Here is a 25,872-nt window from a genome sequence, read left to right as displayed (position 1 = left end):
GCGAGAGAAATGTCCCGATACCGAAGCTGAGCTGTCATGTTCGCGGACACCGGCGTTCAATCCGTGAACGTACCGTTGGGTAATAGCAGTTGGCGGCGGACGGAGATTGTCATGCTGGATCCGCGACTTCGGACATTATGGCTGGCCAATGCGGCTACGGGGGCCGCCGCGGTGGCCGTGCGGGCGCAGCGGCCGGTGTTCGCGAGCTATGGGGCTCGGGTGCAACGGCATTCGCTGACGGTCTCGGATTTGGAGGTTGTCACCGTCACCGATACCTCGGTGATTCTGACCTGGACCTCGCGGAGTCGGAATCGGGCGGGGCGGTCGCAGCCGGCGGTGGCCGATACCGAGGTGCGGATCGGGCCCGCGGACAGCCTTGGGCCGCTGCCGGTGCGGTTCCTCGAAACTCTGCCCACCGCTTTCCATTACGCGGAGATCACCGGTCTGGAGCCGGGACGGGCCTATCGGTTCGAGGCGTATTCGCAGGGGTGCCGGGCCATGCCCGCGCGGACGCTAGTGACGCGGCGGTCGGGGGCGCCGGAGTCCACCGGGATCGTCACCACGCTGGTGCCGCCGCCGGGGCGGTTGCTGCGAACCATCGCGCTGGCGAACGATCTGCATCATGGCGAGGAGTACAGCGGACTGCTGCCGGGGGGATTCGTCGAGGGGCTGCGGGACGATACCGAGCGGTATCCGGAGTTCATGCTGGGCGCGCTGCTGGAGGATCTGCGCGAATCCGGCAGGGGCGCGGACCATCTCATCGCCGCGGGGGATTTGACCGACTCGGGAACGCTGGCGCAGTCGCGGGGTGTGCGGGCGCAATTGGACACCTGGGGCGAGCTCGGGCGCGATTACTTCGTCTGCCGGGGCAATCACGATATGTCGCCGCGCGATGAGGCCGACCACTGGGGCGAGGTGTTCTACCCGTATCAGCGGCTCGGCGAATTCGCCGTGGGTGGGATGCGTCTGGTGGGACTGGACACCACTCGACTGCGCGGGGGCGGCGGGACGCTGAATTTCCCGCAGCTGGCGCACTTCCGGGATCTGCTGCACGCGGATCCGGAGCGCCCGACCCTCGTATTCGGTCACCACCCGGTCACGACGCACGCGGCGATCAGCAACCCGGGCGGACCGGGTTTCGTGCTCGACAGGGCGAATGCGGCCGCATTACACGCCCTCTACCGATCGGCCCCGGGCGTATTCCTGCATCACAGCGGTCATACGCACCGAAATCGCGTCACCCGAGCCGATTCCGGCATTCCGGTCGAATTCCTGGAAGTGGCGGCGGTCAAGGAGTATCCGGGCGGGTACATGCTGCTGCGCCTCTACGAGGGCGGGTACATGGCGAACTTCTACAAGACGCGATCCGAGCGGGCGCGGCGGTGGAGCACCCGCACCCGTCGGCAGTATCTGGGAATGCATCCGGATCATTCGCTGGGCAGCTGCGCCCATCGCAATCATGTTGTGCTGCGCGACTTCTCAGGATTGACCGGCGTGATCTGACCCCGGCAAAACCGCCGAAACCGCCCGTAGCCGAGGCTGCGGGCGGTGGTGGGTGCCGGGAGTGGGATCAGTCGACGTCGGTTCCCCCATTGCGGGCACGGGCCGCGGCGCGAGCGCGGCGACGGGCGGCCTGGAGTTCGGCGAGTTCCTGTTCCAGGGTCTCGGCGATGCGGAACTGACCGGTGTCGTACACATTCAGCGGCGGCGTACCGTCATTGGGCTCCGAATGATTCTCCGGCTCGGCGGTTTTGGCCGATTTGGTGGCCGAAGTCCGCTCTTCCTTCTTCGGCGCGGGCTTGGGCGACGGTTTGACCGGCACCGGATCCGGGGTGCTCTCCACCACCTGCGCGGCCTCGGCCTCGGGTGCGGCGGTGAGCGCCGGGGTGGGCGCGGCCATGGTCGGCGCGGGTCCGGTCGGTCGGGTCGGCCAGGTGACCATGCTCGGCAGCGTGCGGCGGATCGTCTCGGCCGGATCCGGCAGATCGCGGATCTGATCGGTGGCGCGGACGATGGCCAGGCCGTACCGCGCGCTCGCGGCATTGTGGATCAACAGCGCCACACCGATCATCACCGGAGCGATGGCGTGCACCGAGACGTCGTACCAGCTACCGATTTTCAGGTACGGGTAGGTGTTCAGCGTGACCGTCAGGCCCAGCAGCGCCATCTCGGCCGCGACGACCTGCTTGGTGCTGTCGATGACACCCCACTCGGCGACCTTGTTGGTGCCGATCATGATGATCACGAGGCAGACGCTGATCATGCCTTCGAGCAGATAGCTGAACCAGAACAGCGGATCCGAGGCGCCACCGGGGGCGATATTGTGCTGGACATTGACCGCGGACCAGAGCATGCCGGCCGCGACGACACCCGCCAGCGCGCGCAGCGACCACGCGCGATGCTTGTAGAGCGAAGCCAGCTTGGCGTGCGGGCTGGATTCGCGCCGCTGCGCGGCAATCGCCTTGCGGGCCATCAGCAAGTCCCGAATGTCGGCCTTCTCGATTTCTTCGGTGGTCTGCCGGGCGCGGTCAGCCGTGGCGGCCGCGGCCTCGACTTGCTTCAGGCGCTGAGCGCGATCCTCATCGCGAATACGCTCGGCTAGCTCGCGCTCGGCCTGGAGTTCGTTCTCCGAGAGCGCTTCGGTGAGGGCGGGGTCGAACTGATAGGCCAGGCGTCCGCGGGCCTTCTCGACCCGCCGGGCGAGGACGGAGACCTCGTCCTCGAGCGGATGTTCGATCGTCATCGGGTCCCCCGTCCGGGGAGTTGCGATGGCTGACAGGTGAACTCGATAGGGATCGGCACGGAAAACATTTCTAGTCGATACACCGCCATTGGCGAAACTGTTGATTTGCCGATGTACCAATCCTTACGGCGTGGCGCGCCGCGACACGCGTAATCCGGTCGAGCGCGCGGTGTTTACCAGGGCTGTTTCGGACCGACTGTCAAGCAGGCATGCCGTAGCCGCGTTCAGGTGGCTGGACGCCGCGAGAACGTGATTCAGGTGATGATCAAGACAAGTCGCATGAAACCGGCCATCACGGACCAACTTCGCGTCACGTGATGACCGGTTCGCTTCTACAGCAGGGCAACCGCGCCTTCCACACCGTGCGGGAGGCGACGGCGATTGGGCGAGCCGAGGGCGGCGGCGAGGTCGGTGCCGTCGTGTTCGGCGAGCAGATCGTCGGCGTCCCAGACCAGCAGGGTGGCGCTGACGGTGTTCTCGGCGGCGGAGTGCGCGAGATCGTAATGGGCGCAGCCGGGGACGTGGGTGTAGGTGATCCAGAGGTCGTAGCCGGTCATGAAGAGGTCGAGATCGAATTGCACGGACAGGCCCAGCAGTTCGCTCTTACCGTTGTCGTCGACGCCAGCGAACGCCTCGTCCAGGGCGAGTAGCCGCGGGGCCTGCGGGTCCGCCGAGTCCAGCATGACGTGCGCGGCCGCGAAGAGCGGCAGATGCAGTGAGACCGACTGCTCACCACCCGACAGCGCGCTGTGCCGGGCCACGGTGAGCCGGTCCTCGGTGCCATCGGAGGTGATGATGGTGAACGAGAATGCCCGCCAGGTGCGGTAATCCAGGGTGGCGGCCAGGATCTCCGGGAACGAGCGCTCGGGATGCGAGGCACGCGCGGAGCGGATCTCGGACGCGAAATGCGAACGGATGGTGGCCAGATCGTCCGGGGTGAGCTCGGAGGAGTCCCGGTCCAGGAGTTTGCAGACCGCGCGGGCGGGCTCCGACAGCGCATCGGCCAGTACCCAGTGCACGCCGATGGTATTGCCCGAGGACATCCGCCGCTGCTTCATCTCCATACCCATGCGATTGATCAGATCGCGTGCGTCACTGGTGCGTTCGTGAATCTGCTGGGCCAGGCCGGTGAGCAGGGCGTCCTCCAGGATGCGCCGCTCGGAGTCGGTGAGCAGCAGCTCCTGATCGCGGCGTGCGCCGCCGATGCGCTCGGCGAAATCGGCGAGCGAGGAGAGGCCGTGATCATCGTGCACCTGCACCACGGTGAGACCGTCCGCGGCGTCCCAGTGCAGGCGGTAATCCTGCCGGGCGGCGGTGAGCGCGGCATCGAACTCCTGTAGCGCGGTGGTGACCGCACTGCGGGTGGTCTTGCGGGTGGCCTCTCCGGCGCGGACGGAAGCCGTTGCGGCGGCCAGGTTCTCGAAGAGTTCGGCCACCTCGTCCGGCAGGACCTTGGGCTCCTGTTCGGGATCACCGTTCTCGATCCGGTACAGCAGCTGTTCGGGAGTGGACCAGGCGGCATCGCTACTGGGCCAGCGGCTTTCGACCGGCGCACCGAGCAGGCTCAGCAGGTCCGGTCGCGCGTACGGGGCCAGCTGCCGCACATCGGCGAGCAATTCGGTGAGGGCGGTCCCGAGCGCGGCATGCGCCGCCCGATGCGCACCCTCGGCGGTGCCGACGGCCTCGATGGCGTCGTGCGCGGCCTTGCGCGCCGCCTTCTGCTCCGCCCGTGCGGCATCGATGCGTTCGCGGGCGAGCTCCAGCTCGCGGTCGATATCGGCGGCGCCGGCGCCCAGCGCCTCCCGGAGCGTCTCGAGCTTGCGCTGCTGCTCCTCGTATCCGCTGCGTGCGGCCTCGGCCTCTTCGGCGAACGCCTCCGCGAGATCGGTGGCCTCGTCGAGGCGGTCCCCGGATTCGCGAGACCGTTCATGCTCGCGCTGATGATCACCGCGCAACCGCAGTAGCGCGGTTCCGGCATTCTCGAAGTGCCGCACCGCCGCCGCGAGGGCATCGAGTTCGGCGGGATCGCGCGGAGCCTTGTGCTCGGTGGCGATGGCCCGGACCTTCTTATCGGCGGTCGAATACTCGCCGACCGCCTGATCGAGGTCCCGCTCCGCCTGCGCTGCCGCCTCCGACCGCGACCGCAACATACCCGCGGCCTCCGAAACAGCCCGCAGCGCGGCGGTTACCGCCGTGGTCCGCGGCAAAGCCTTGGCGGCGGCCGAAACCCGCGCCAACTCCTCGGTGGCGGACCGCTCCTCGGTCAGCGCGTCCTCGACAGCGGTCTCGGCCGCTTCGATGGCCGCCGCCAGCTCCGCGAGCCGCAGTTCCCGGCGGCGTGCCCGAGCGGTGCTGCCGATGAATTCGGCATCGCCCTTGAAATGCCGCCCGACCTGCACACCCTGCCGATAGCATCCATCGGTGGCGATGGTGAACAGCTCCGCCACGCCCGCAACCGAATTCGGGACCATAGGCGCGGCGACTGCGGACTTCGAACGCCCATCGGCCGACGTGCCGTCGGCCTTGGCGATGCCGCTTCCTCCCGAGGCGGCTTCATGCAGGGCGATCGAGGCGAGCACATCGGCGACGGTCTGGCGGGGCACGGTGAGCGCGTCGGAATCGTCCTCCACCACAAGCACATCGGCGAGGGTGCGGCCGCTGGGACGCTGAGCCGCGGGCAGCGGCACCAGGAACTGGTCCGAAGCGTGGTCGGGCAGTGCGGATTCGGCGCACACCCAGCCGTCGAGGAGGTTCGCGGCCTGGAGTGCGGCCTCGATGCCAGCCGCCGCCTCCGGGCGCACATGATCCGCGAAGCGGACAAGTCGCCACAGGGGTGCCCCTGGTCGTTCGCCGCGCACATCGGTACGCGCGGGAAATGCCTTCGGCGCGTCATCGCGTTCGGCCGCGACCTGTTCCCGCTCGGCGCGCAGTTCGGCGGCCCGGGCCTTGGCCTGGGTGGCTCGCGCGCGGGCCTCCTGGCGGCGGCCGCGGATCTCCTCGGTCAGCGGTTCGGTGCGATCGGCCAGCACCTCGGCCGGACTGGCGAGGATCGCGCCGTCGTCGCCGAATGGGCTGGCGGACAAGCCGTCCGGACCGCTCGCAGCGGCATCCGAGACCGCCGCGGTCGCGGGGGAGCCGTCGCGGCCGGAACCGTTCGAGGACGTGCCGCCGTCGGCACGGGGATCTTCCCCGGCCGCACCCGCGTTCGCGGTCTTGCCGATGGCGGTCGGATCGGTCGCGGCACCGCCCGCCGCCGCGCTCGCCGCGGCCGTGCCCTTGCGGCCCCGTGCCTTACCGGAACCGCCTGGCGCGCCGAGCATTCCGGCGGCGGAGTTGTGGCGTTGCGGGGCGGGGTTCTCGGTGCCCGCGGCGGCGAGAGCGTCGTTGAGGGCTTCGAAGAGGCCGTCGCGGATGGGGGAGTAGACCTCGCGGTGCTCGTCCCACCAGTTGCGCAGGGAGACGGCGGTATCGGAGCGGGCCAGGGTTACCGAGGCTTCGGCCTGGGCCAGTTCGGCGGCGGCGGATTCGCGGAGTTCGGTGGCGCGCTGGGCGGCGCGCTCGGCGCGGGTGCGTTCGGTGACGGCGGCGTCGACCATGGTGAGGGCGCGGCGGACGGCGCGGACGTCGGCGTCACGCTCCTCCGCGTGACTGCGCACGGTGGTGGTGAGGTGGTCGGCGCGGGCCTGCTCCGGCAGTGCGGTCCAGGGGATACCGGCTTCCTCCGCGGCGGAACGCAATTCGTCCTCGCCACGGGCCAGGGCCGAGGCGGCGTGCTGGACGGCGGATTGCGCGCGCTCTGACTCCTGGGCCCGCTGATCCACGGTCTGGCGGGCCTTGAGCGCCTTGTCCCGGTGGACGGCCGAGGAGGTCTCCAGGCGGCGCACGGCATCGGCGAGGTCGTCGAGCTGCTGTTTGCCCTCGTACGCGCTGGAGCGCTGCAGGGTTTCGCGATCCGAGAGCGCCTGCTCGTAGGCGCGGTCGGCATCCTCGGCGCGGGTCTCGACGGCGGCGCGATCGGCCTCACGACGCTGGCGCAGCGCCGCGGCGGCATGCAGGGCGGTGCTGGCATGCGTCACCGTGTCGAGGCGGGAGCGCACCTGGTCGATATCCGTCTTCGCCTGTACCGCAAGGTATTTGCGATACACGCCGACGAACGCGCGGGTGGCGGTATCGGCCTGGACGAGCCCTTCGAGGGTGCGCCCGACCTCCTCCATATCGCTGAACGAGCGCGCCGCGTCCAGGATCAACTGCTCGTCCAGGGGCCGCAGACCATCGGTGAGCGCCTGCGACAGTCCGCGCGGGTCCAGGTTCTTGGCCAGCTGCGGACGGCGCAGCGTGAGAATCAGATTGATGAGCTGGTCGTACCGCTGCTGCCCGAGCCCGAACATGCGGGCGTCGATGGCGGCGCGATACTCCACCGGCCGATCGACGATGGCGTCGCCGCCGATCTGCTCGGCCAACTGCTTACGGGTGAGCGGCCGATCGTCCGGCCCGAGCAGTGAGAAGTCCACGCCCACACGACCATCGGCGACGAAGTACCAGCGCGTCACCTTGTCCGAGGACCGGGTGGCGCGCATACCGATGCCGACCGTCACCGTCTCCGGCTCGTCCCAGGTGCCGCGCGCGAACTCCATCCACACATACGAGTAGGCCGATTCCTGCTTGCGGTACAGCAGATTCGACTTCATGGTGCGCTCTTCACCCGCGAACGGATTCAACCGCCGCGGTTCGATGCGCCCGTCCAGTACGAACGGGAACAGCACCTCTAGGGCCTTGGTCTTACCGGAACCGTTGGGCCCGCGCAGCACCAGTCGCCCGTCGGCGAAGCAGAACTCCTGGTCCCGGTAGTCCCACAGGTTGACAATGCCCGCGCGGGTGGGGACGAAGCGGACTCCACCGTGAATGAGGTCGGCCATCAGTTCCCGGATCCCTTCTCGATAGCGACAAGCTCGGTGTGATCCACTGCCGGATCGGGTTCAGCGTCGGCGGGCGATGTGTCCGCTCCACCCATATCGCTCGGCGAGATGAACAATTCGGTCTCCGCGCGGGTGCGGATGGTGACGATCGCGCCGCGATAGCGGGCCAGCGCGGGGAGGATCAGCAGGCCCGAGCCGAGGTCGTGCGGCGGTGCGGGAGTTCCGGATTCGCCGGTGTCGACGCGTTCGATGAGTTGGAGCCGCTCCAGGAGACCGACCGCCTCTGCGGTCAGGCCGGGTACATCGGCCTGCCACTGTGCCGCGAAGGTGGCCCCATAGCGCGCTGCCAGCATTCTGACGGTTTCGCGGATCCACTCGGCGTCGATAAAGGGGTACACCGGAATCTCCGGCTCTTCCCGCTCGTCGAAGTCCGAATCCTCTTCGGTGGCGAAGATATCCACGGCGTCGGCGAGCGGCGCGAAGACCGTCGTCGTGGGAATCGCGGTATCGAGTTGTTCGGCCAGGTCCGCGAGCGGGCGCTCCGGCCGGGGGATACGCGCGACGGGATTGTCGAGATCCAGTACCAGATCGGCGATCTCACCGGCGAGCAGCAGCGCGACCTGGGCGAGCGTGCCCGTGCCGGGGAACCGCACGTCGGAGAGCCGACCCGAACTGTCGATCAGCGCAACGCCTTCCGCGCGCCGCTCGGCCTTGAGTCCGGTGACCTGCTCGACCTCGCGCACCAGCTTCTCCTGGGCGAGCAGCGACCGGTGTGGTTCGTGGAGATCGTCGGCGTATACGACAGGCTGCTCGACCAGCGCCCGGCGTACCGCGCGCGATGCCAAAGCCATTGCGGGGGAGCGGGTGTCGCCGCCGCCCGCCTCTTCGCCCAGCAGTCCGGTGACACTCTGCAGGTGTTGTAGCGCGCGGGGCGGCCGGAACAGCGCGAACACCACGGAGCGGTCGATATCGTAAAGCGCCTCTCCCGCTTCGGGATCGCTCGCCCAGCCACCGGCGTCACCATCGGCGAGACTGACCGCACCGCGTGCCGCCAGCCAGCCGACCGCGTCCACGAAGGCGTCCCGATCCCCGGCCCGATCGGCGGCCAGATCCAGCCCGTCCACCCGCTCGGTGTACGCCGCGACCTGATCCGCCAACTCGGACAGCGTGATCTGATCCCCGGCCCGGCCCAGCGCGGCCAAGGCCAGCGCCAGATAGGCGTACCGCCGCCGATCGAACAGGCGATCCGCGGCCGTGCGCGCGGGCCGCCCGGCATCGAGCTTGTCCAGCACCGGGAACAGTCGAGCCGTGGTCTCGGTGACTTCGAGCCGATACCCGAACAGCTCCGCCAGATCCTCGCGCAATTCGGTCGCCCACCGCCGAATCAACGGCAGTGCAATACGATCCGGATAACTCCGGGTGATCAGGTGATTGGCCAGCACCACCCGCGCGGCCCGCTGATAACTGTCCAGCGCGAGTGAGTCGATGGTGCGCGCATGCATCAGCCGACCTCCTTACCGACGCCGAGTTCGGTCGATTCGCCGTGCGCCGTGCCGTCGGTGCGGTCCGCTGTGCCGCCGCCGGATTTCGCGTGTTCGGTCAGATCGCGCTCTGCCGGGTCGCCGGGACCGTCCCCGCGGCCGCGGGTGGATTCGCCCGCCGCCCTGGTCGCCCGACCGGTCGCGGGCTTGCTCTTGCGCGCGGAGACCGTTTCGCGCACCTGCAGCCTGCGGTTGTTGAGGTGGAGCAGCCCGCGCGAGGTGCGCACCACGGTCGAGCCCTCGCATTCGGAGACCGTCAGCGTCACCCCGCTGTCGGAACCCGTTGTGCCCGCGACCCTTCCGCTCACCGGCACCCATGCGGTGGAGGCGGCGTCGATCAGGCGCAGCAGCACCTCGGTCTCGCGTTCGTCGAGTTCGCGCTCGTGCACATCGGCCGAGGCGAGCGAGCGCGCGGCCTCCGAGCGGGCGCGCTGCGCGTCCAGTTGGGCTTCGCGCAGGCGGCGGATTCCGGCGTCATTGCGTTGCAGGCGGGCGGGTGCGCCGGGCGTGGGCGGTCGTCCCGTCTCGGCGAGGGTGCGGGCGATCTCCAATGGCGGTGCGTCCCACCAGGATCGGATCGCCGGAATGACATCGGCGTCGGGATGGTGCATGGCCAGATGGCGGGGCCGCCCCAATCCGAATACGGCATCGAACAGCGCGTGCGCGGCATCGGCCGTCGGCGCGGCGGTGAACCATCCCGCGAGATGGCGCAGCGCCGATTCCCGGCTGACTCCGCCCTTGCGCGTCTCGGTCACCCGACGCAGCAGGGACAGCACCGCCGCGATGGCGCTCATGGTCGCCTCACGCAGCCGCTCACATTCGGTGAGTCCGCCCTCGCTGCCATCGCCCACGAACCAGGACCGCAGACCCTGCCAGCGCGCCCGCCAATCCGATTGGCGCTCAGCGTTATTCAGCAGAACGCGTTCATCGCACCGCGCCGCTCGCTCGATGAGCTCCTCGACCCCGGTCTCCTCCACCTCCCGAATCGCGGCGGCCAGGCGCGGCGCGAACCGCGCCAGATCCATGGAGAATTCCCGCATATGCGCGAGCAGCGCGTCCTTGTGCGCCAGGAACGCCTCGGGCGTGGCCTCGGTGGTGCGCACCAGATCGCCGAGTGTCAGATAGAAGTGCGCCGCCCGATCCGCGAGATCCGACAGTGCGCGATCGAGTCGATTCAGCACCCGATACACGCGCGGTGCGTCCCCGCCCCGGTTGGCTTCGGCGAGGGTGTGCAGATCGGCCAGCAACTCCGGCAGCACCAGCCGCGACAGCGCCGCCTCGTCGAGTCGCGCCTCCAAAACCTCCGACACCGCCCGATACGCCTGAAACCCGGCCTGTGAGAACTGATACACGAAATGCCGATTCCGATACTCGGCCAGCGTGGCGGCCCGAGTCCCGTCATAGCTGCGCTCCAGTACCCCCCACTGATGCAGCTGTTCCAGCAGCGGCCCCACCTCCGTCGGCGTCAACTGCGGCCCCCCGGGGCAACGATTGAGCGTCTCGACAACATCGGAGGCGTGCAACAGCACCACATACGCCCCGCGCGCCATATCGAAAGCACGCAAAACCCACAGGTAGTCCCCGCGCTTCTCGGCCGTGGCGAAGGAGAACAGCCGCAGCCGATCGGCATGCGGAAACTCCTCGACCCCGGCCCCTCCGGGGTTCTGTAGCAATCCGTCAGCGGACTCGGTCACCGGAGAAGAGTAGTACTCTCCGCCGACCGGTTCGGAATCGCGGCGAGTGTCGGCGCGCCAACCCCAGGTCGGCCGCGCGGATCCGGATGCCGGACGCGTCGGACGGCCTGGACGTCCGAGGAAGTGATCCCCTACAGCGCGATGTCGGAGTGATCATGCCGTGCGAGGAAATCCAGTACGCGAGGGACCACCTGCTCGGGTGCCTGATCGATGACACCGTGGCCCATGCACCGCGTGCGGTGGTTGATCGTTGATGCGCTGTGGCGACCGTGGGGGCCTACTCCGGGAGTGGGCGGCGTAGTTCGGTGACGGCTATGCGGGCGGCCTCGGCGATGGCGGCGTCGACGGCGGGTAGGACCGGGTCGGCACGGGCGGCTCGGGTGAAAACCGCTACGGCTACGGGGTATTCGTCCGGGAATTCGACGACGGCGACCTCGTTGCGGATGATGCCGACGGTGCCGGTCTTGCCCGCTACGGAGACGCCGCGGTAGGGGAAGCCCGCCGCGATGCGGTGGGGCCAGACCTGGTTGCGCATGACCGCGCGGACGAAATCCGTTTGGCCGGGGGAGATCAGGGCGCCGGTCCAGAGGGCGGAGAGGAAGCGGGTCATCTCCTCGGGGGTGGTGGCGCTGGCGTAGGTGGGGTCGTAGGCGGCGATGGACCAGGCTTCGTCATTGTCGGCGAGGGTGGCGAAAGCGGCTGCGGTGCTGGGGGTGTCGGTATCGCGGACCAGGCTTTCGTATTGATCGGCGGTGCCGCCGACAATGCGGGTTTCGTGCAGGCCGAGGTCGCGGACCAGATCTTCGACCGGGCCCAAGCCGATTTCGCCGAGCAGGACATCGGCGGCGGCATTGTCGGAGACCGTCATCATCGAGGTGGCCAGGTCACGCCAGCTCATGGTGACCGGATCATGCAGTGCGGCAATGCCGGTCGGGCCGGGTGTGCACTCCGACGGGGTGACCGTGAGGCGCGCGGTGGGGTCGATGCGCCCGGCATCGACGCTGCGGCAGAAGGCGACGAAGAGGGGGAGCTTGTAGACCGAGGCGGTCACCACGCGTTCGTGCGCGTCCACCGCGACCTCGGTGGCGGGGTCGGCGCAGCGGCGGGCGTGCAGCCAGCCACTGCATCCGGCATCGGCGAAGACGGCGCGGATGCGGTCCGCGGCGCTGCTCATCGCAGGCGCTCGCGATACAGCACCCGATCCACCGCATCCGCCTGCGCGTTCCCGCCCGGACGGTGAATCACCCTGAGCCGCAATGCGATCGCCTGCGGTGCCAGACGCAGCCAGGTGACGCCCGGAGTCTCCGTCGGCGGTGTCGCCGTGAGACCGAAGCTGGTTCCGGCGGCGACCGCCGCGAGCACGGCACGATCGTCCCGCGCGGTGACGGTGTCGGCATCGAGGCCGCGCTCACGCAACAGGTCCACGACGGTATCGAAGGCGGGCGGATTCGCCGCGCGCGGCGAATGGGCGAAGCTCAGCCCGGTGAGCATCGGCAGCGTGGGCCGCTCGGCCTCGGCGCTGCGGTGATCGGCCGGAACCACGAGCCAGCGCGGCACTTTGATGACCGGACCGACATCCACACCGTCCACCAGTGCCGGATGCTCGATCACCGCCACCTCGCACACCCCGGCCCGCACATCGGCCACCAGGTCGACGGTGTTCGCGATCGTCGTGGCCACCGCCGTACCCGGCCCGCTCATCGCCCGCAGCGCGGTGACACATCCGGTCACCATCCGATCGGGCAGCGCGCTGATCGCACCCCAGGCCACGGTCCCGCGCGCATGCGCGATGCGCTGCGCCTCGGCCAGCAGCCGCTCGGCATCGTCGACGAGCAGCCGGGCGCGCGGCAGCAGCTGTGTTCCCGCCGCGGTGAGCATCGCACCCTGCCGGGTGCGATGAATCAGCTCGACTCCCAGATGCTCTTCGAGCCTGCGCAAACCCTGGGACAGCGGCGGCTGGGTCATATCCAAGGCGGCCGCCGCCCGGCCGAAATGCCCCTCGTCCGCGACGGAGACGAAGAAGCGAAGGTGGCGGACCAGATCCATGCCGCCATTGAACCAGCAGCGCCTGCCCGCACCGGGCGCACCGATGCGCACCGCCCGGTAATCGGCCGCGAGCGCCCGGGGTGAACTGCGGCGATATCGACTCCGACTCGCGGGCCCGAGGGTGCGCTATTGGCCCCGTCGCCGTTCGGGGTGATGAGCTGCGCTGGTGAATCCCACCGTGCTCAGCCCCCTGCTCCCGCACCGCCGATTCCTCGCGGCGGTGCTCGCCGTCGGCGCGTTGACCGTCACCACCGCCTGCGGTGGCCAATCCGAGGACACCGCCACCGCGACCACCAGCGCCGCGCCCGCAACCCCCGTCGATACCAAGCCCTTCGCCGACCTGGAGGCGAAAGCCGGTGGGCGACTCGGCGTGTACGCGATCGACACCGGCAGCGGGGAGTCCGTCGCCTATCGCGACGGTGAACGATTCCCGATCGCCTCGACCTTCAAGGGTGTCGCCTGCGGCACGCTCCTGCGCGCCCACCCCCTGGCCTCCGGTTTCTTCGATCAGGTAATCCACTACCCCGCAAGCGATCTCGTCAGCTATTCACCCGAGACCGAGAAGCATGTCGACTCCGGTATGACCGTCGGCGAGCTGTGCAAGGCGGCAATCACGCTGTCGGACAACACCGCCGGCAACCAGATCCTGAAACTGCTCGGCGGCCCCGAGGGGCTCACCGCGGCCATCCGCACCCTCGGCGACCCCACCACCCGGCTGGATCGCTGGGAGACCGAACTCAATACCGCCATCCCCGGCGATGAACGCGACACCACCACCCCGGCGGCCCTCGCCGCCGATTACCGCACCCTGGTCCTGGGCGATGCGCTGGCCGAACCTGAACGCGCACAACTGAAGTCGTGGCTGCTGGCCAATACCACCGGCGGTAAACGCGTCCGCGCGGGCGTGCCCGCCGACTGGACCGTCGCGGACAAGACCGGGACCGGGGACTACGGCGCCGCGCTGGACGCGGCCATCGTCTGGCCCCCGAACCACGCACCCCTTGTCATTGTCGTGCAGACCACCAAGCCCGACCAGCACGCCGAGGGTGACAACGCCATGATCGCCGATGCCACCAGGCTGGCTGTCCAAGCCCTCGGCGTGACAGGTCAGGGCTGATACTCAGGCGCCGGTCTGCGCCGCTACCGCCGAACGCTCCACGGTCAGCAGGCTTTCCGTGTGGTGTTCGGCGTAGTACGCCCGGGCGCCGCCATTGAGTCCGAAGAGCCGCTTGCTCCACAGCAGCCAGATGACCGCGGCGAGGTTGATCAGCAGTGCGCCCGCGCGCAATACCGTCACCTTCTCGGTGAGCTCGTAGATCTCCACGGGCAGGAAGATGCTGGTGGCGATGACCGCGAAGTACTCGCCCCAGCGCTTGACCAGCCACAGGCCCACCGCCTCGACGAGTTGGATTGTGGCATAGGCGAATATGCCGACCGCCACCCAGATCAGCACGGTGGGGGAGAGCGTGAAGGCGGTGTCGATCCAGTGCACCACCTTGGAGTGATCCGGATCCCAGCCGATCTGATCGGCGAGCTGGCGGATCAGCGGTAGCTCCTCACCCCATTTGTCCCGCCAATGCTCCTGCGAGCCGCGGAGTTTGAGAACACCCGCACCCACCAGGATCAGCACCAGCGCGCGAATCACACGCTCGGCCGCGAGCAGTCGCATAATGATGCGGTCGCGCAGCAGATGTCCGCGCGGCACCTCGGGCGCGTCATCGGCCGGGCCGCGCCCGCGCGGTTCACCCGGTACGAAGTCACCGCACCGCAGGCAACGCCACGACTCCCCGGCGGGCGTTGTCACATGCAGCCGGTCGGCCAGCTCGGGTTCATCGGGCGCATAGGTCTCGTGCCCGCGGGTAGCGCAGGTCCACAGACTGAAATCCATGGCGCGAGCGTAATCGGAAGGTCCGTCACCCGCCGTGAACGTCGGCCGCACCCGCCAGCCGTGCGCGGCGAACCATACGCCACATGTATTCAGCCGTGCGGAGAAGCCCCGGGCGTCTGGGCCAGGTGCGTTTGGGAACCGCGTGCCCGTGCGCCGGCCGTGCGGCGAACTCCCTACCGATTGAGCGTGCTCCCATGCCGATTGAGCGTGCCGCGCGGAGACGAGTTACGTCAGCCCGCGTTCTCAGCCCGCCGCGAGCGCGCGCAGTTGATCGAGATAGGTGCGGGTGCGCGGATCGCTCGGGAAACGCTGGATCATTTCCCGCGCGGTCTCACCGGCGATCCACATGAGCGAGGGGAGTGAGCGCCGTTTACCGGTGAACGCGCGCATCCCCTCGTCCAGTGCGAGCTCCAGATTGCGATCGCGCACCGCCACGACCGCGAGGGTCAGATGCGCCTCGGAGACCCGCATGGGTTTGCGAATGGTTCCGTCCGGTCGGGTAGAGGACAGGATCACCTGCCGCGCATAGCTTTCCGCGAGCCGATCGTCCCCGGCCACGCGACAGCAATCCATGGCGTAGAAGTCGAACTTCTGCGGATCGACCACGAAGTGATTGTCCAAATTAGCTGGATGGTCCAATCTGTCCAGTATCGAACGCCCCTGGGCGAGTGCGGCTTCCACCTCACTCCGATCGCCCAGCCGGGCCCAGGCCTTGGCGCGCTGCGCGCACAGCTGCACCCCGACACCGAGATGTCCGGTATCGGCATACGCCGCCTCGGCCGTCTCGATGGCCCCCCGATAGTTCGCCTGGGTGAGAGCGAACCAGCTCGCCATTTCCGCGCCCCAGCCGATGATTTCGGCGTGTTCGGCCTCCTGTCCGAGCGAGAGCGCGGCCCGCCGGGTGGCCTCGGCGGCAGTGCGCCACCCCAGGTCGTAATCAACGCAACCGACCAGTAGCGCAACCCATCCCGCGAGTACGAGCACCTCGCGATGCTGCGCCAGCGTAAGTCGACCGTCCAGTAGCGAGGTGATTCGCCGCAGCCAGGCCGTGCCCTCGGTATGCAGCTCATGGGGATCCGCACAGGGATACTCCGAGCACAGCCGATCCGCGGTGATACGAATGGCATCCAGGGTCGCCGAGGAGACATCGGACATGCGAAGCCGCCCGATGAACTCCAGGGTGTCCATCCCCGTCGCGGAGAGTAGCTCGTCATCCCGATTGGGCCGAGCCTTGGGAAAGAATGCGGCAGTGACGGTGTCGAATGCCGCGGCGATTATGGGGGCGTAGAAATCATCGGGCCGGGACTCCCCGGATTCCCACCGCCGCCAGTTGCGCAGAAGTGTGCTGTCGGTTGGCAGATTGTGGCTCGACTTACCCCGCATGGCGCGCACGGCGTCGGCTTGTGACCACCCCCGAGCATCGCGTTCGGCGCGCATTCGGACAGCCCAGACAGGTCGATCGTCACCAGCGGACACCTCTGTAGTATCCCACTGGTTAACGTTTGGTGGACCCGGATAGGGCATGTGAATGTCAGTGGGTTGACATCTGCAATTGCATCCGCGAGAACGCCATGCTGGTTTCGGGCACACTTCAGGACAGCGATCCCCAATCCAACGGAGGTTCGGGTGGAAGCGTTGATCTATGGGTACGTGCGTGACGATTTGGCAGACGGCCGTAGCGATGAGCTCGAGGACGCTATGACCAGCCTGGCGCAGTCGGCCGGGTTCTGTTTCGCCGCAACGTTCCATGAATCGACTCCCGGCGACGGCACCGCATTCGCGGAGTTGACCGCCGAACTCAAGCGTGCCGATGCACACCATGTGGTGGTGCCGTCACTCGATCATCTTGCGGGCCAGACAATTCCACGCGATCTGTTGATCGCGAAACTGGCTCATGAGGCGGCCGCTCAGATCTGGGCCGTAGAGCACTGATCCTTTCCGACGAACCGGTCGGCTTCCAATGATATTGACGGACGGGTACCGCGGGCCACCATCCCGCGGGCCAGGGTGAGCATTCGCGCGGCCGCGATTCCAGCCGCGACCGAGGCCGCCAGCGCCACCAGGTGATGGGTGCCGAAGAGCGGATATACCTGCCAGTGCAGGAGATACGCGAAGAGTGACGCGTCCGCCAACAGCGCGGTCGCGCCCGCGATGAGCGCGGGCACGCGCACCGACGGCACCCAGATCAGCAGCAGTAGTCCGGCCAGCACCAGTTGCTCGCGGTTGGTCTCGCCGAAATAGCCTGGCACGGTGAGCAATGCGATCGCGGTGAGCAGCGCGCGCTGTCGTACCGCCGTGGCCTTGGCCGCCGCCCAGCCCAGGACGAAGAACCATACGGCCAGGGGTGAGAACGGAATATCGTGCGAGGCATAGAGATCGAATGACCGGTAGCGGAGGATGAGCGCTCCCGCGAGGACGGCCATGGCGAACCAGAAGGGCGCACGGCGCTCGAGCGCATCGGCCAGGGGCAGACGCAGCAGCAGCGCACCCGCGAGCATGAAGTAGACCGCCACCTCGACGAACCACAGGTGACCGGCGGTCGGACTGTCCTGCGGGCCGAGGATCTTATTGAGCAGCAATACGTTCTGCCAGGTGTAGTAGTTGGAGAACGGCAACGTGAGCGTTACCCACAGGGCGGTCGGTATGGCGATCAGCGCGACGGTCCGCAGCGTTTTCCGCAACCGTTGTGCCGCGGGTGCCGGTGTCACCCCGAAGCGGGCGAAGTTGAATCCGGCGACCGCCAGCATGACGTGCGCCCCACCCCACAGTACGAAAAGTCCGATATGCGAACCCAATACGGTGATCATGCCGATGGCGCGCAGCAGACTGGTGGTATCGAGAGATCTGCCGAATCGGCGCTTTCGGCGCGGCAGCGACTCCAATTCGGCCACCGTCATGGTCTGCCAATTCGTCGGCAGTTGCCCCAGTGCCCGATCCAGCTTCACCGACAGCGCCACATAGGTAAGCGAATCGCCGCCCAGATCGGCGAAGGTGCGCTCGGGAGTGATTGCGGCCGTGGCGAGTCCGAGCGCCTCGGCGAAGAGGGTCCGGATATCGGCCGCCGGTCCGGTCGGTGCGACCGGTAAGTGTCGGATGGCTGGATAGTCCGGTTTTCCGGAGGGCAGGCGCGGAATCTCCGCGACCGTGCACACGCGCACCGCCGAGACCGGCAGACCGGACAATTGCGCCGCGAGCTGTGCCGCGGCGGTCGAATCCTCGCTCGCGGTCGAATCCGCTCCCGCGACCGCCACGACCAGGGTTTCGGCGTCATCGGTGCAGCAGACCGTATAACCCGCCGCCGCCAGCCCGGATTCGATGCGCTGCAGATCGATTCGGAGACCGAAGATCTTGGCGAACCGGGACCGGCGGCCGATCACCCGGTACAGACCATCCTCGGTGCGGCAGGCCAGATCCCCGGTGCGCAACTCGGTGAGCTGGTGTCCCAGTGCGAGATCGGCCGGCGCCTGCGCATAGCCCATCATCACATTCGGGCCGTGATAGACGAGTTCGTCACCGCCCTCCTCGACCGGCTCCAGGCGGAAAGATCCACCGGGAACCGGGATTCCGATGCAGTCCGGATGCTCTGCCGCCAGCCGCGGTGGCAGATAGGCCATGCGCGCGGTGGCCTCGGTCTGGCCGTACATCACATAGAAGCGCCAGCCCGCTCGCTCCCCGGCGCGGGCATGATGCCGGACTCGATCGGCGGCCAGCTTGCCCCCGGCCTGGGTGACATAGCGCAGGTGCGGCAGGGACATTCGCTCGAAGCCGACGCGTTCGAGTAGATCGAAGGTGTAGGGCACCGCCGCGAAAGATGTCGCGCGCCGCGATCGGAAGTCGTCCCAGAACTCCGGTTCGAGCACCGACCGGTTCGTCATGAGCAGGCTCGCGCCGCGCAGCAGATAGCTGTGCACGACCGAGAGTCCGTAACAGTAGAAGAACGGGAGTGTGGTGGCCGCGCGGTCGGTGTCCTGGATATCCAGGTACTCCGCAATGGATTCCGCGTTCGCGAGCAGGTTCCGATAGGAGAGCCGAACCAGCTTCGGTGAGCCCGTGGAGCCGGAGGTGCTCAGCAGCAGCGCCAGCTCCGGATGCAGCTCATGTGCGGAACCGGTTCGCCGCCAGCGTGGTTCGGGGATCGGCTCGGCACCGGCCGCGATGACGATATCCGGATCGTAGACGCGCAGTATTTCGTCGGTGACCGAACCGGTGAGCAGTACCGCGCATCCCGCTTCGAGCGCGCCGAGGTACGCCACCAGCGAGCCGATGTCATTGCGCGCGGCCAGCGCGACGAGTCGCCGCACCGGTGCGGGTTCGGTTGCCAGGCATTCGCCGGACGGGCGCTCCGAAACCTGTTCCGCCCCGAGTCTGTTCGCGAACTCACAGACCAGGGCGGCCAGTTCGGCATAGCTGACTTCGTGATCCGCGCCACCGACGACCGCGGATCGGTCACCGAATGCGTTCAGATGCGCGGCAATCCGTGGCGAAGTCATTCGGGAGATTCTAGGCAGGTTAGGCTTGCCTCCCTGCAGCCACTCCCGAATGAACCGAAAGTTAACGCCTAGAGGCCGAATCCGCCCCGGCCACGCCTGCGCAGGTACTTCTCGAACTCGGCGGCGATGGCATCACCGTCGATCTTGGCCATGGCCTCGTTGAGATCCACCTCGGCATCGCCGCGCTCCTCGAGTGAGCGGACGTACTCGGCGATCTCCTCATCACCGGTGGTCATCTCATTGACCGCGCCCTCCCACTCCTCGGCCTGTTCTGGCAGGCCACCGAGTGGAACCTCGACATCGAGGACATCCTCGACGCGATGCAGCAGGGCGATGACCGCCTTGGGGTTCGGCGGCTGGGAGACATAGTGCGGGACCGCGGCCCAGAAGGAGATGGCCGGGACACCCGCGCGCACGCACGCGTCCTGCAGGACCCCGGTAATTCCGGTCGGTCCCTCGTAGCGGGTCTGCTCCAGGTTGAAGCGCTCGGCGGCTTCCTTGTTATAGGCCGTGCCGGTGACCGGAACCGGCCGGGTATGCGGGGTATCGGCCAGTAAAGCGCCGAGGATCACCACGGTCGAAACATCCAACTGCTCGATGAATTCGAGCAGGTCGTTGCAGAACGAGCGCCAGCGCATATTCGGTTCGACCCCGCGCAGCAGCACCACATCGCGGTCGCTACCGGGCGGCGAGCAGACCGAGAGCATGGTGGACGGCCAGTGAATTTCGCGGGTCACGCCGTCGACCTGGCGGACGGTCGGCCGGTTCACCTGGTAGTCGTAGTAATCCTCGGAGTCCAGCTCGGCGAGCGGCTGCGCGTCCCAGATCAACTCCAGATGCTCGACTGCTCCACTCGCCGCATCCGCCGCGTCGTTCCAGCCTTCGAATGCGGCGACAAGGATCGGATCCCGCAGCGTAGGCAGGTCCGAATCGGGTGGCACCGGGGGTTCACTGGCGTTCACCCGGTCAGCTTAGGGGGTTGGGCTCGCGGACGCGCCAGCGACGCGCAACCGTGCTGGTCGGCGGGGCGCACCTGGCTGGTGCGAAAGTGTTCGGAGAGAACTGCTGTGACGCCCGACCCGCCGTGCGGCGCGCGGGCCGTGCGGGTCTCGGAGCGGTCCGACGCCGGGATTGTCCCCGGCTCCCACTACTCTTGAGTACATGTCTGTGTCCCCACGCGCCGAGTTCGACACCACCCTACTCGACACGCTCAGTCGGCGTGTCGTCATCGGCGACGGTGCCATGGGCACGATGTTGCAGGCCGCTGATCTGACGCTCGATGATTTCCGTGGGCTCGAGGGCTGTAACGAGATCCTCAATGAAACCCGTCCTGACGTGCTCGCGAGCATTCACCGTGCCTACTTCGAGGCGGGCGCGGACGCGGTGGAGACCAATACCTTCGGCTGCAATCTGCCCAACCTCGCCGACTACGACATCTCCGATCGCATTCGTGATCTGTCCGAGCGCGGCACCCGGATCGCGCGGCAGGTCGCCGATGAGATGGGTCCGTCCGTGGACGGGACTCCTCGGTATGTGCTCGGCTCGATGGGGCCGGGTACCAAACTGCCGACCCTGGGCCATGCGCCCTATGCCTCGCTGCGCGATGCCTATGCCGAGGCCGCGATGGGCATGCTCGAGGGTGGCGCGGACGCGATCCTGGTCGAGACCTGCCAGGACCTGCTGCAGGTGAAGTCGGCGATCGTCGGCAGCCATCACGCCATGGCCCGGGTGGGTCGCAAGATCCCGATCATCACGCATGTGACGGTGGAGACCACCGGCACCATGCTGGTGGGTTCGGAGATCGGTGCGGCGCTGACCGCGCTGGAGAACCTGGGCATCGACATGATCGGATTGAACTGCGCCACCGGCCCGGACGAGATGAGCGAGCATCTGCGCCATCTGTCCAAGCACGCCAACCTGCCGGTCTCGGTCATGCCCAACGCCGGTCTGCCGGTGCTCGGCGCGCATGGCGCGGAGTACCCGCTCACGCCCGAAGAGCTCGCGATCGCGTTGAGCGGCTTCGTCTCCGAGTTCGGTCTGGCGCTGGTCGGCGGCTGCTGCGGTACGACACCGGAGCACATTCGACAGGTCGCCGAAGCGGTGCGCACCACGACGCCCGCGGTGCGTGAGCCCGTGCACGAACCCTCGGTGTCCTCGATCTACAGCCAGGTGCCGTTCGAACAGGACTCCTCGGTGCTGATGATCGGTGAGCGCACCAATGCCAACGGCTCCAAGGCATTCCGTGATGCCATGCTGGCGCAGGATTGGCAGAAGTGCCTCGATATCGCCAAGGATCAGATTCGCGACGGCGCGCACATGCTGGATTTGTGCGTGGACTACGTGGGTCGCGACGGCGCGGTCGATATGACCGAGTTGGCCTCGCGCCTGGCCACGGCCTCGACGCTGCCGATCATGCTCGACTCCACCGAATTGCCGGTGCTGCGTGCGGGTTTGGAGCAGCTGGGCGGGCGTTGCGCGATCAACTCGGTGAACTATGAGGACGGCGCCGGGCCCGAGTCGCGCTTCCAGCAGACCATGGCGCTGGTCGCCGAACACGGTGCGGCCGTGGTGGCTTTGACCATCGACGAGGAGGGCCAGGCGCGCACCGCCGCGACCAAGGTCGCCATCGCCGAACGCCTCATCGAGGACATCACCACCAATTGGGGGCTGGCCGAGTCCGACATCATCATCGATACGCTGACCTTCACCCTGGGCACCGGCCAGGAGGAGTCGCGCAAGGACGGCGTCGAAACCATCGAGGCCATCCGGCTTTTGAAGTCCAAGCACCCGAATGTGCAGACCACGCTGGGTCTTTCGAATATCTCCTTCGGTTTGAACCCGGCCGCGCGCCAGGTGCTGAACTCGGTGTTCATGCACGAATGTGTCGAGGCCGGACTGGATTCGGCGATCGTGCACGCCTCCAAGATCCTGCCCATGGCGCGGATTCCCGAGGACCAGCGCAAGGTGGCCCTGGATCTGGTGTACGACCGCCGGACCGAGGATTACGACCCGCTGCAAGAGCTGATGGCCATGTTCGAGGGCGTATCGACGGCCTCGTCCAAGGCCTCGCGCGCCGAGGAGTTGGCGCAGCTGCCGCTGTTCGAGCGCCTGGCCCGCCGCATCGTCGACGGTGAGCGCAACGGCCTGGAAGCGGACCTCGACGAGGCCATGAAAGAGGTTCCGCCGCTTGCGATCATCAACGAGACGCTGCTCTCGGGGATGAAGACCGTCGGTGAGCTGTTCGGTTCGGGTCAGATGCAGCTGCCGTTCGTGCTGCAGTCCGCCGAGGTGATGAAAACCGCTGTGGCGCACCTGGAACCGCATATGGAGGCCACCGACGACTCCGGTAAGGGTCGCATCGTGCTGGCCACCGTCAAGGGCGACGTGCACGATATCGGCAAGAACCTGGTCGACATCATCCTGTCCAACAACGGCTACGAGGTCGTGAATCTCGGTATCAAGCAGCCGATTTCGGCGATTCTGGATGCCGCGGTGGACAAGAAGGCCGATGTGGTCGGCATGTCCGGGCTGCTGGTCAAGTCGACGGTGGTCATGAAGGAGAACCTCGCGGAGATGAACGCGCGCGGTGTCGCGCAACAGTTCCCGGTGCTCCTGGGCGGTGCCGCGCTCACCCGCGGCTATGTCGAGAACGATCTCACCGAGGTCTACGAGGGCGATGTGCACTACGCCCGCGACGCCTTCGAAGGTCTGAACCTGATGGATCAGATCATGACCCGCAAGCGTGGCGGCGGACCAGATCCCGACAGTCCCGAGGCCCTGGCGGAGGCGGCCAAGGTCGCCGAACGCAAAGCCCGGCACGAACGGTCCAAGCGCATCGCCGCCGAGCGCAAGGCCAACGAGGTGCCGGTCGAGGTGCCCGCGCGCTCGGACGTCGCCGCGGACCTGGCGGTGCCGACTCCGCCGTTCTGGGGCACCCGGATCGTGAAGGGCCTGTCCGTCGGCGAGTACTCGGGTCTGCTGGACGAGCGCGCGCTGTTCCTGGGGCAGTGGGGGCTTCGCGGTCAGCGCGGCGGCGACGGACCCTCCTATGAGGAGCTGGTGGAGACCGAAGGCCGTCCGCGCCTGCGGTATTGGCTCGATCGTTTGATCGCCGAGGGTGTGCTCCAGCATGCCGCGGTGGTGTACGGGTACTTCCCGGCCGTCTCCGAGGGCGATGATGTGATTGTTCTCACCGAGCCGAAACCCGATGCGCCCGAACGGTATCGGTTCACCTTCCCGCGTCAGCAGCGGGACCGGTTCCTGAACATCGCCGACTTCATCCGTTCACGGGAGTTGGCCGTACAGACCGGTCAGGTCGATGTGCTGCCGTTCCAGCTGGTCACCATGGGCCAGCCCATCGCCGACTTCGCGAATGTGCTGTTCGCCCAGGACAATTACCGTGATTACCTCGAAGTTCACGGTATCGGCGTCCAGCTCACCGAGGCCCTCGCCGAGTTCTGGCATCGCCGCATCCGGGAAGAGCTCGTACTGGAAGGACATTCCGTCGCCGATGACGACCCGACCGATGTGCTCGAGTACTTCAATCTCGGCTACCGTGGCGCTCGGTACTCGTTCGGATACGGTGCCTGCCCCAACCTGGAAGACCGAGCGAAACTCGTTGACCTGCTGGACGCGGGCCGGATCGGAGTAGAGCTGTCGGAGGAGTTGCAATTGCATCCGGAGCAGTCGACGGATGCGTTCGTACTGCTGCACCCGGAGGCGAAGTACTTCAACGCCTAAGATTCGCACAAGGGTTCAGTCGGGCTTGTCGCGCAATGTTGCAGGGTGGCTCGGTGCGACAAGCCAGCAGGAGGGGCACAACCACATGACATCAGACCGGCTGATTACGGGGCGGTACCGACTAACGGATCCGATCGGCACCGGTGCGATGGGGGTCGTGTGGCGCGCGACCGATGTTCGACTGCGGCGCACCGTCGCGGTCAAGCAGTTGCTGTTGGGACCGGGGCTCACCCGGTCGCAGGCGATCGAGGCCAAGATGCGCGCGATGCGGGAGGGTCGTATCGCGGCACGGCTGCACCATCCCAACGCGGTCACAGTCTTCGACGTGGCGGAGGAGGACGGCCAGCCCTGGCTGGTCATGGAGTACGTCGACGCCGTCTCGCTGGCGGCGCTCATGCGGGAGAAGGGCAATCTCGCACCCACCGAGGTGGCGCGGATCGGGGCCAAGGTGGCGGCGGCGCTGGCGGCCGCGCACAAGGCCGGAATCGTGCACCGGGATGTGAAGCCCGCCAATATCCTGGTGGCCGATGACGGGACGGTGAAGATCACCGACTTCGGCATCTCGCGTGCCATCGGTGATGTGACGGTGACCTCCACCGGATTCCTCGCCGGGACGCCCGCGTATCTGTCGCCGGAGGTGGCGCGCGGGGAGAATCCGGAGCCGCCGTCGGATGTATTCGCTTTGGGTTCAACGCTTTACGCGGCAGTGGAGGGAATGCCGCCGTTCGGTGAGGGCGATAATCCGCTCGCCGTACTGCATTCGGTGGCGCGGGCGCAGGTGCCCGAGCCCCGGCATGCCGCCGCGCTCGGGCCGGTGCTGATGGAGCTGCTGGCCGCCGAGGCGCAGGATCGCCCGACCATGGAGCAGGCGGCCGAACGACTCCAGGAGGTCGCGGACGGCCGGGTGACCGCGCCGATTCAGGCGACCAAGGTATTGCCAGCGGTGAAAAGTGGTGCTGCCGTGGACGGTTCGGCGCCCACCACGGTGCTCTCCACCTCGCGGACCGGGCAGTCGACGGGGAACTCCGCCGATGAGACCGTGCATATCGATATGGCCGAGCCTTCGGCTCGCAACACCATTCCGGGGACGCCGGTACCGCCGGGGTCTGGATTCTCGGCCAAACTCGGTGGCGGGGACGGGAATCGGCGGCAGCTCGGGCTGGTGGCCGTGGGTGTGGTCGCCGCGCTGTTGATCGCCGCGGTGGTGGCGTACGCGGTGAGCCGGAATTCGGGTAGCGAGACTCCCAACGCCAATGGGACGACTTCGGTTGCGGCACCGGTGAATCCGGGGCCGGGTCCGGCGACCTCACAGGCCGTCGGACCGGCCGACAGCGGTGCGGGCGATACCACCGCGCCGAGTCAGAGCGCGGCGCCGGTCACACAGCCGCCCAGCACGACTCCGGCGCCGACCACGACCCCGGCGCCGACCACGTCCGCCAAGCCGAGTACGACCACGACGGCGCCGCCGACCACGACGCCGGCGGGTCCGCCCTCGGCGGCCTCGGTGACCTCGTTCATCCAGGGTTACTACGGGATGCTGCCGGGCAATGTCAGTGGTGCGTGGGGCATGCTCTCGCCGAGCTATCAGGCGCAGACCGGCGGGTTCGGTTCGTACTCGCAGTTCTGGGGGAGTATCTCCTCGGTCAGCGTCGGCGGGGTTACCCCGACCGGTGACAACCGGGCCGTGGTGAATCTGACGTACCGGATGAAGAACGGGCAGGTCAACAGCGAGAGCCGGTGGATTCAGGTGGATTCCTCCAGCGGCCGAATGGTGATCGCGGCCTCCGGGCTGTAATCGATCGCGCCGCCTCGCA

The 25,872-nt window shown here is 67.7% G+C and carries 15 protein-coding genes; 5 read left to right on the top strand and 10 right to left on the bottom strand.

Annotation, left to right across the window (positions count from 1 at the left end):
* Positions 1-111 precede the first annotated feature (111 nt).
* On the top strand, positions 112-1,503 hold the full coding sequence (locus OHB26_RS32840) for a metallophosphoesterase (RefSeq protein WP_330181132.1): 1,392 nt from the start codon (positions 112-114) through the stop codon (positions 1,501-1,503).
* A 67-nt stretch (positions 1,504-1,570) separates the two neighbouring features.
* Here the strand turns inward: OHB26_RS32840 and OHB26_RS32835 are convergent, their stop codons facing one another.
* From OHB26_RS32835 to OHB26_RS32810, 6 genes are all read right to left on the bottom strand, one after another.
* Positions 1,571-2,743, bottom strand: a complete 1,173-nt coding sequence (locus OHB26_RS32835) for a hypothetical protein (RefSeq protein ID WP_330181131.1) — start codon at positions 2,741-2,743, stop codon at positions 1,571-1,573.
* Positions 2,744-3,075: 332 nt separating this feature from the next.
* Complete coding sequence (locus OHB26_RS32830; RefSeq protein WP_330181130.1) at positions 3,076-7,659, bottom strand: SbcC/MukB-like Walker B domain-containing protein; 4,584 nt, start codon at positions 7,657-7,659, stop codon at positions 3,076-3,078.
* Entirely contained in the window at positions 7,659-9,161 is a 1,503-nt protein-coding gene (locus tag OHB26_RS32825; RefSeq protein ID WP_330181129.1) for a TIGR02678 family protein, read from the bottom strand. Before OHB26_RS32825 ends, OHB26_RS32830 begins: the two co-directional genes overlap by 1 nt.
* The gene (locus OHB26_RS32820; RefSeq protein ID WP_330185853.1) at positions 9,161-10,819 is read right to left on the bottom strand and encodes a TIGR02677 family protein; all 1,659 of its coding nucleotides are present in this window, start codon (positions 10,817-10,819) and stop codon (positions 9,161-9,163) included. The genes OHB26_RS32825 and OHB26_RS32820 overlap by 1 nt, the downstream gene beginning before the upstream one ends.
* 352 nt (positions 10,820-11,171) lie before the next feature.
* A complete protein-coding gene (locus OHB26_RS32815) occupies positions 11,172-12,068 on the bottom strand; it encodes a serine hydrolase (RefSeq protein WP_330181128.1) in 897 nt (298 codons plus the stop codon).
* Positions 12,065-12,940, bottom strand: coding sequence for a LysR family transcriptional regulator (locus OHB26_RS32810; protein ID WP_330185852.1), 876 nt, complete (start codon positions 12,938-12,940; stop codon positions 12,065-12,067). The genes OHB26_RS32815 and OHB26_RS32810 overlap by 4 nt, the downstream gene beginning before the upstream one ends.
* Before the next feature lie 238 nt (positions 12,941-13,178).
* Here OHB26_RS32810 and bla point away from each other — a divergent pair, with 238 nt between their 5' ends.
* Positions 13,179-14,057 carry a class A beta-lactamase gene (bla, locus tag OHB26_RS32805; protein ID WP_442943056.1) on the top strand — a complete coding sequence of 293 codons (879 nt, stop codon included), beginning with the start codon at positions 13,179-13,181 and terminating at the stop codon, positions 14,055-14,057.
* Positions 14,058-14,060: 3 nt separating this feature from the next.
* Here the strand turns inward: bla and OHB26_RS32800 are convergent, their stop codons facing one another.
* Positions 14,061-14,828 carry a DUF2127 domain-containing protein gene (locus OHB26_RS32800; RefSeq protein ID WP_330181126.1) on the bottom strand — a complete coding sequence of 256 codons (768 nt, stop codon included), beginning with the start codon at positions 14,826-14,828 and terminating at the stop codon, positions 14,061-14,063.
* Positions 14,829-15,071: 243 nt separating this feature from the next.
* Positions 15,072-16,304 carry a helix-turn-helix transcriptional regulator gene (locus tag OHB26_RS32795; protein WP_330181125.1) on the bottom strand — a complete coding sequence of 411 codons (1,233 nt, stop codon included), beginning with the start codon at positions 16,302-16,304 and terminating at the stop codon, positions 15,072-15,074.
* 150 nt (positions 16,305-16,454) lie between these two features.
* Here OHB26_RS32795 and OHB26_RS32790 point away from each other — a divergent pair, with 150 nt between their 5' ends.
* On the top strand, positions 16,455-16,760 hold the full coding sequence (locus OHB26_RS32790) for a hypothetical protein (RefSeq protein ID WP_067562883.1): 306 nt from the start codon (positions 16,455-16,457) through the stop codon (positions 16,758-16,760).
* Here the strand turns inward: OHB26_RS32790 and OHB26_RS32785 are convergent.
* On the bottom strand, positions 16,736-19,318 hold the full coding sequence (locus OHB26_RS32785; RefSeq protein ID WP_330181124.1) for an AMP-binding protein: 2,583 nt from the start codon (positions 19,316-19,318) through the stop codon (positions 16,736-16,738). The two genes, OHB26_RS32790 and OHB26_RS32785, sit on opposite strands and share 25 nt — an antisense overlap.
* A 68-nt stretch (positions 19,319-19,386) precedes the next feature.
* A complete protein-coding gene (locus OHB26_RS32780; RefSeq protein WP_330181123.1) occupies positions 19,387-20,280 on the bottom strand; it encodes a PAC2 family protein in 894 nt (297 codons plus the stop codon).
* Between the two features lie 199 nt (positions 20,281-20,479).
* Between OHB26_RS32780 and metH the strand changes: the two genes are divergently transcribed.
* Positions 20,480-24,058 carry a methionine synthase gene (gene metH / locus OHB26_RS32775; RefSeq protein ID WP_330181122.1) on the top strand — a complete coding sequence of 1,193 codons (3,579 nt, stop codon included), beginning with the start codon at positions 20,480-20,482 and terminating at the stop codon, positions 24,056-24,058.
* An 85-nt stretch (positions 24,059-24,143) separates the two neighbouring features.
* Positions 24,144-25,853, top strand: coding sequence for a serine/threonine-protein kinase (locus OHB26_RS32770; RefSeq protein WP_330181121.1), 1,710 nt, complete (start codon positions 24,144-24,146; stop codon positions 25,851-25,853).
* Positions 25,854-25,872: the final 19 nt, after the last annotated feature.

Source organism: Nocardia sp. NBC_01503, assembly GCF_036327755.1.
In the GTDB taxonomy this organism is placed as follows: Bacteria; Actinomycetota; Actinomycetes; order Mycobacteriales; family Mycobacteriaceae; genus Nocardia.
The sequence above is the reverse complement of the archived record's forward strand: the minus strand, read 5'-3'. Positions and strand labels throughout refer to the sequence as shown.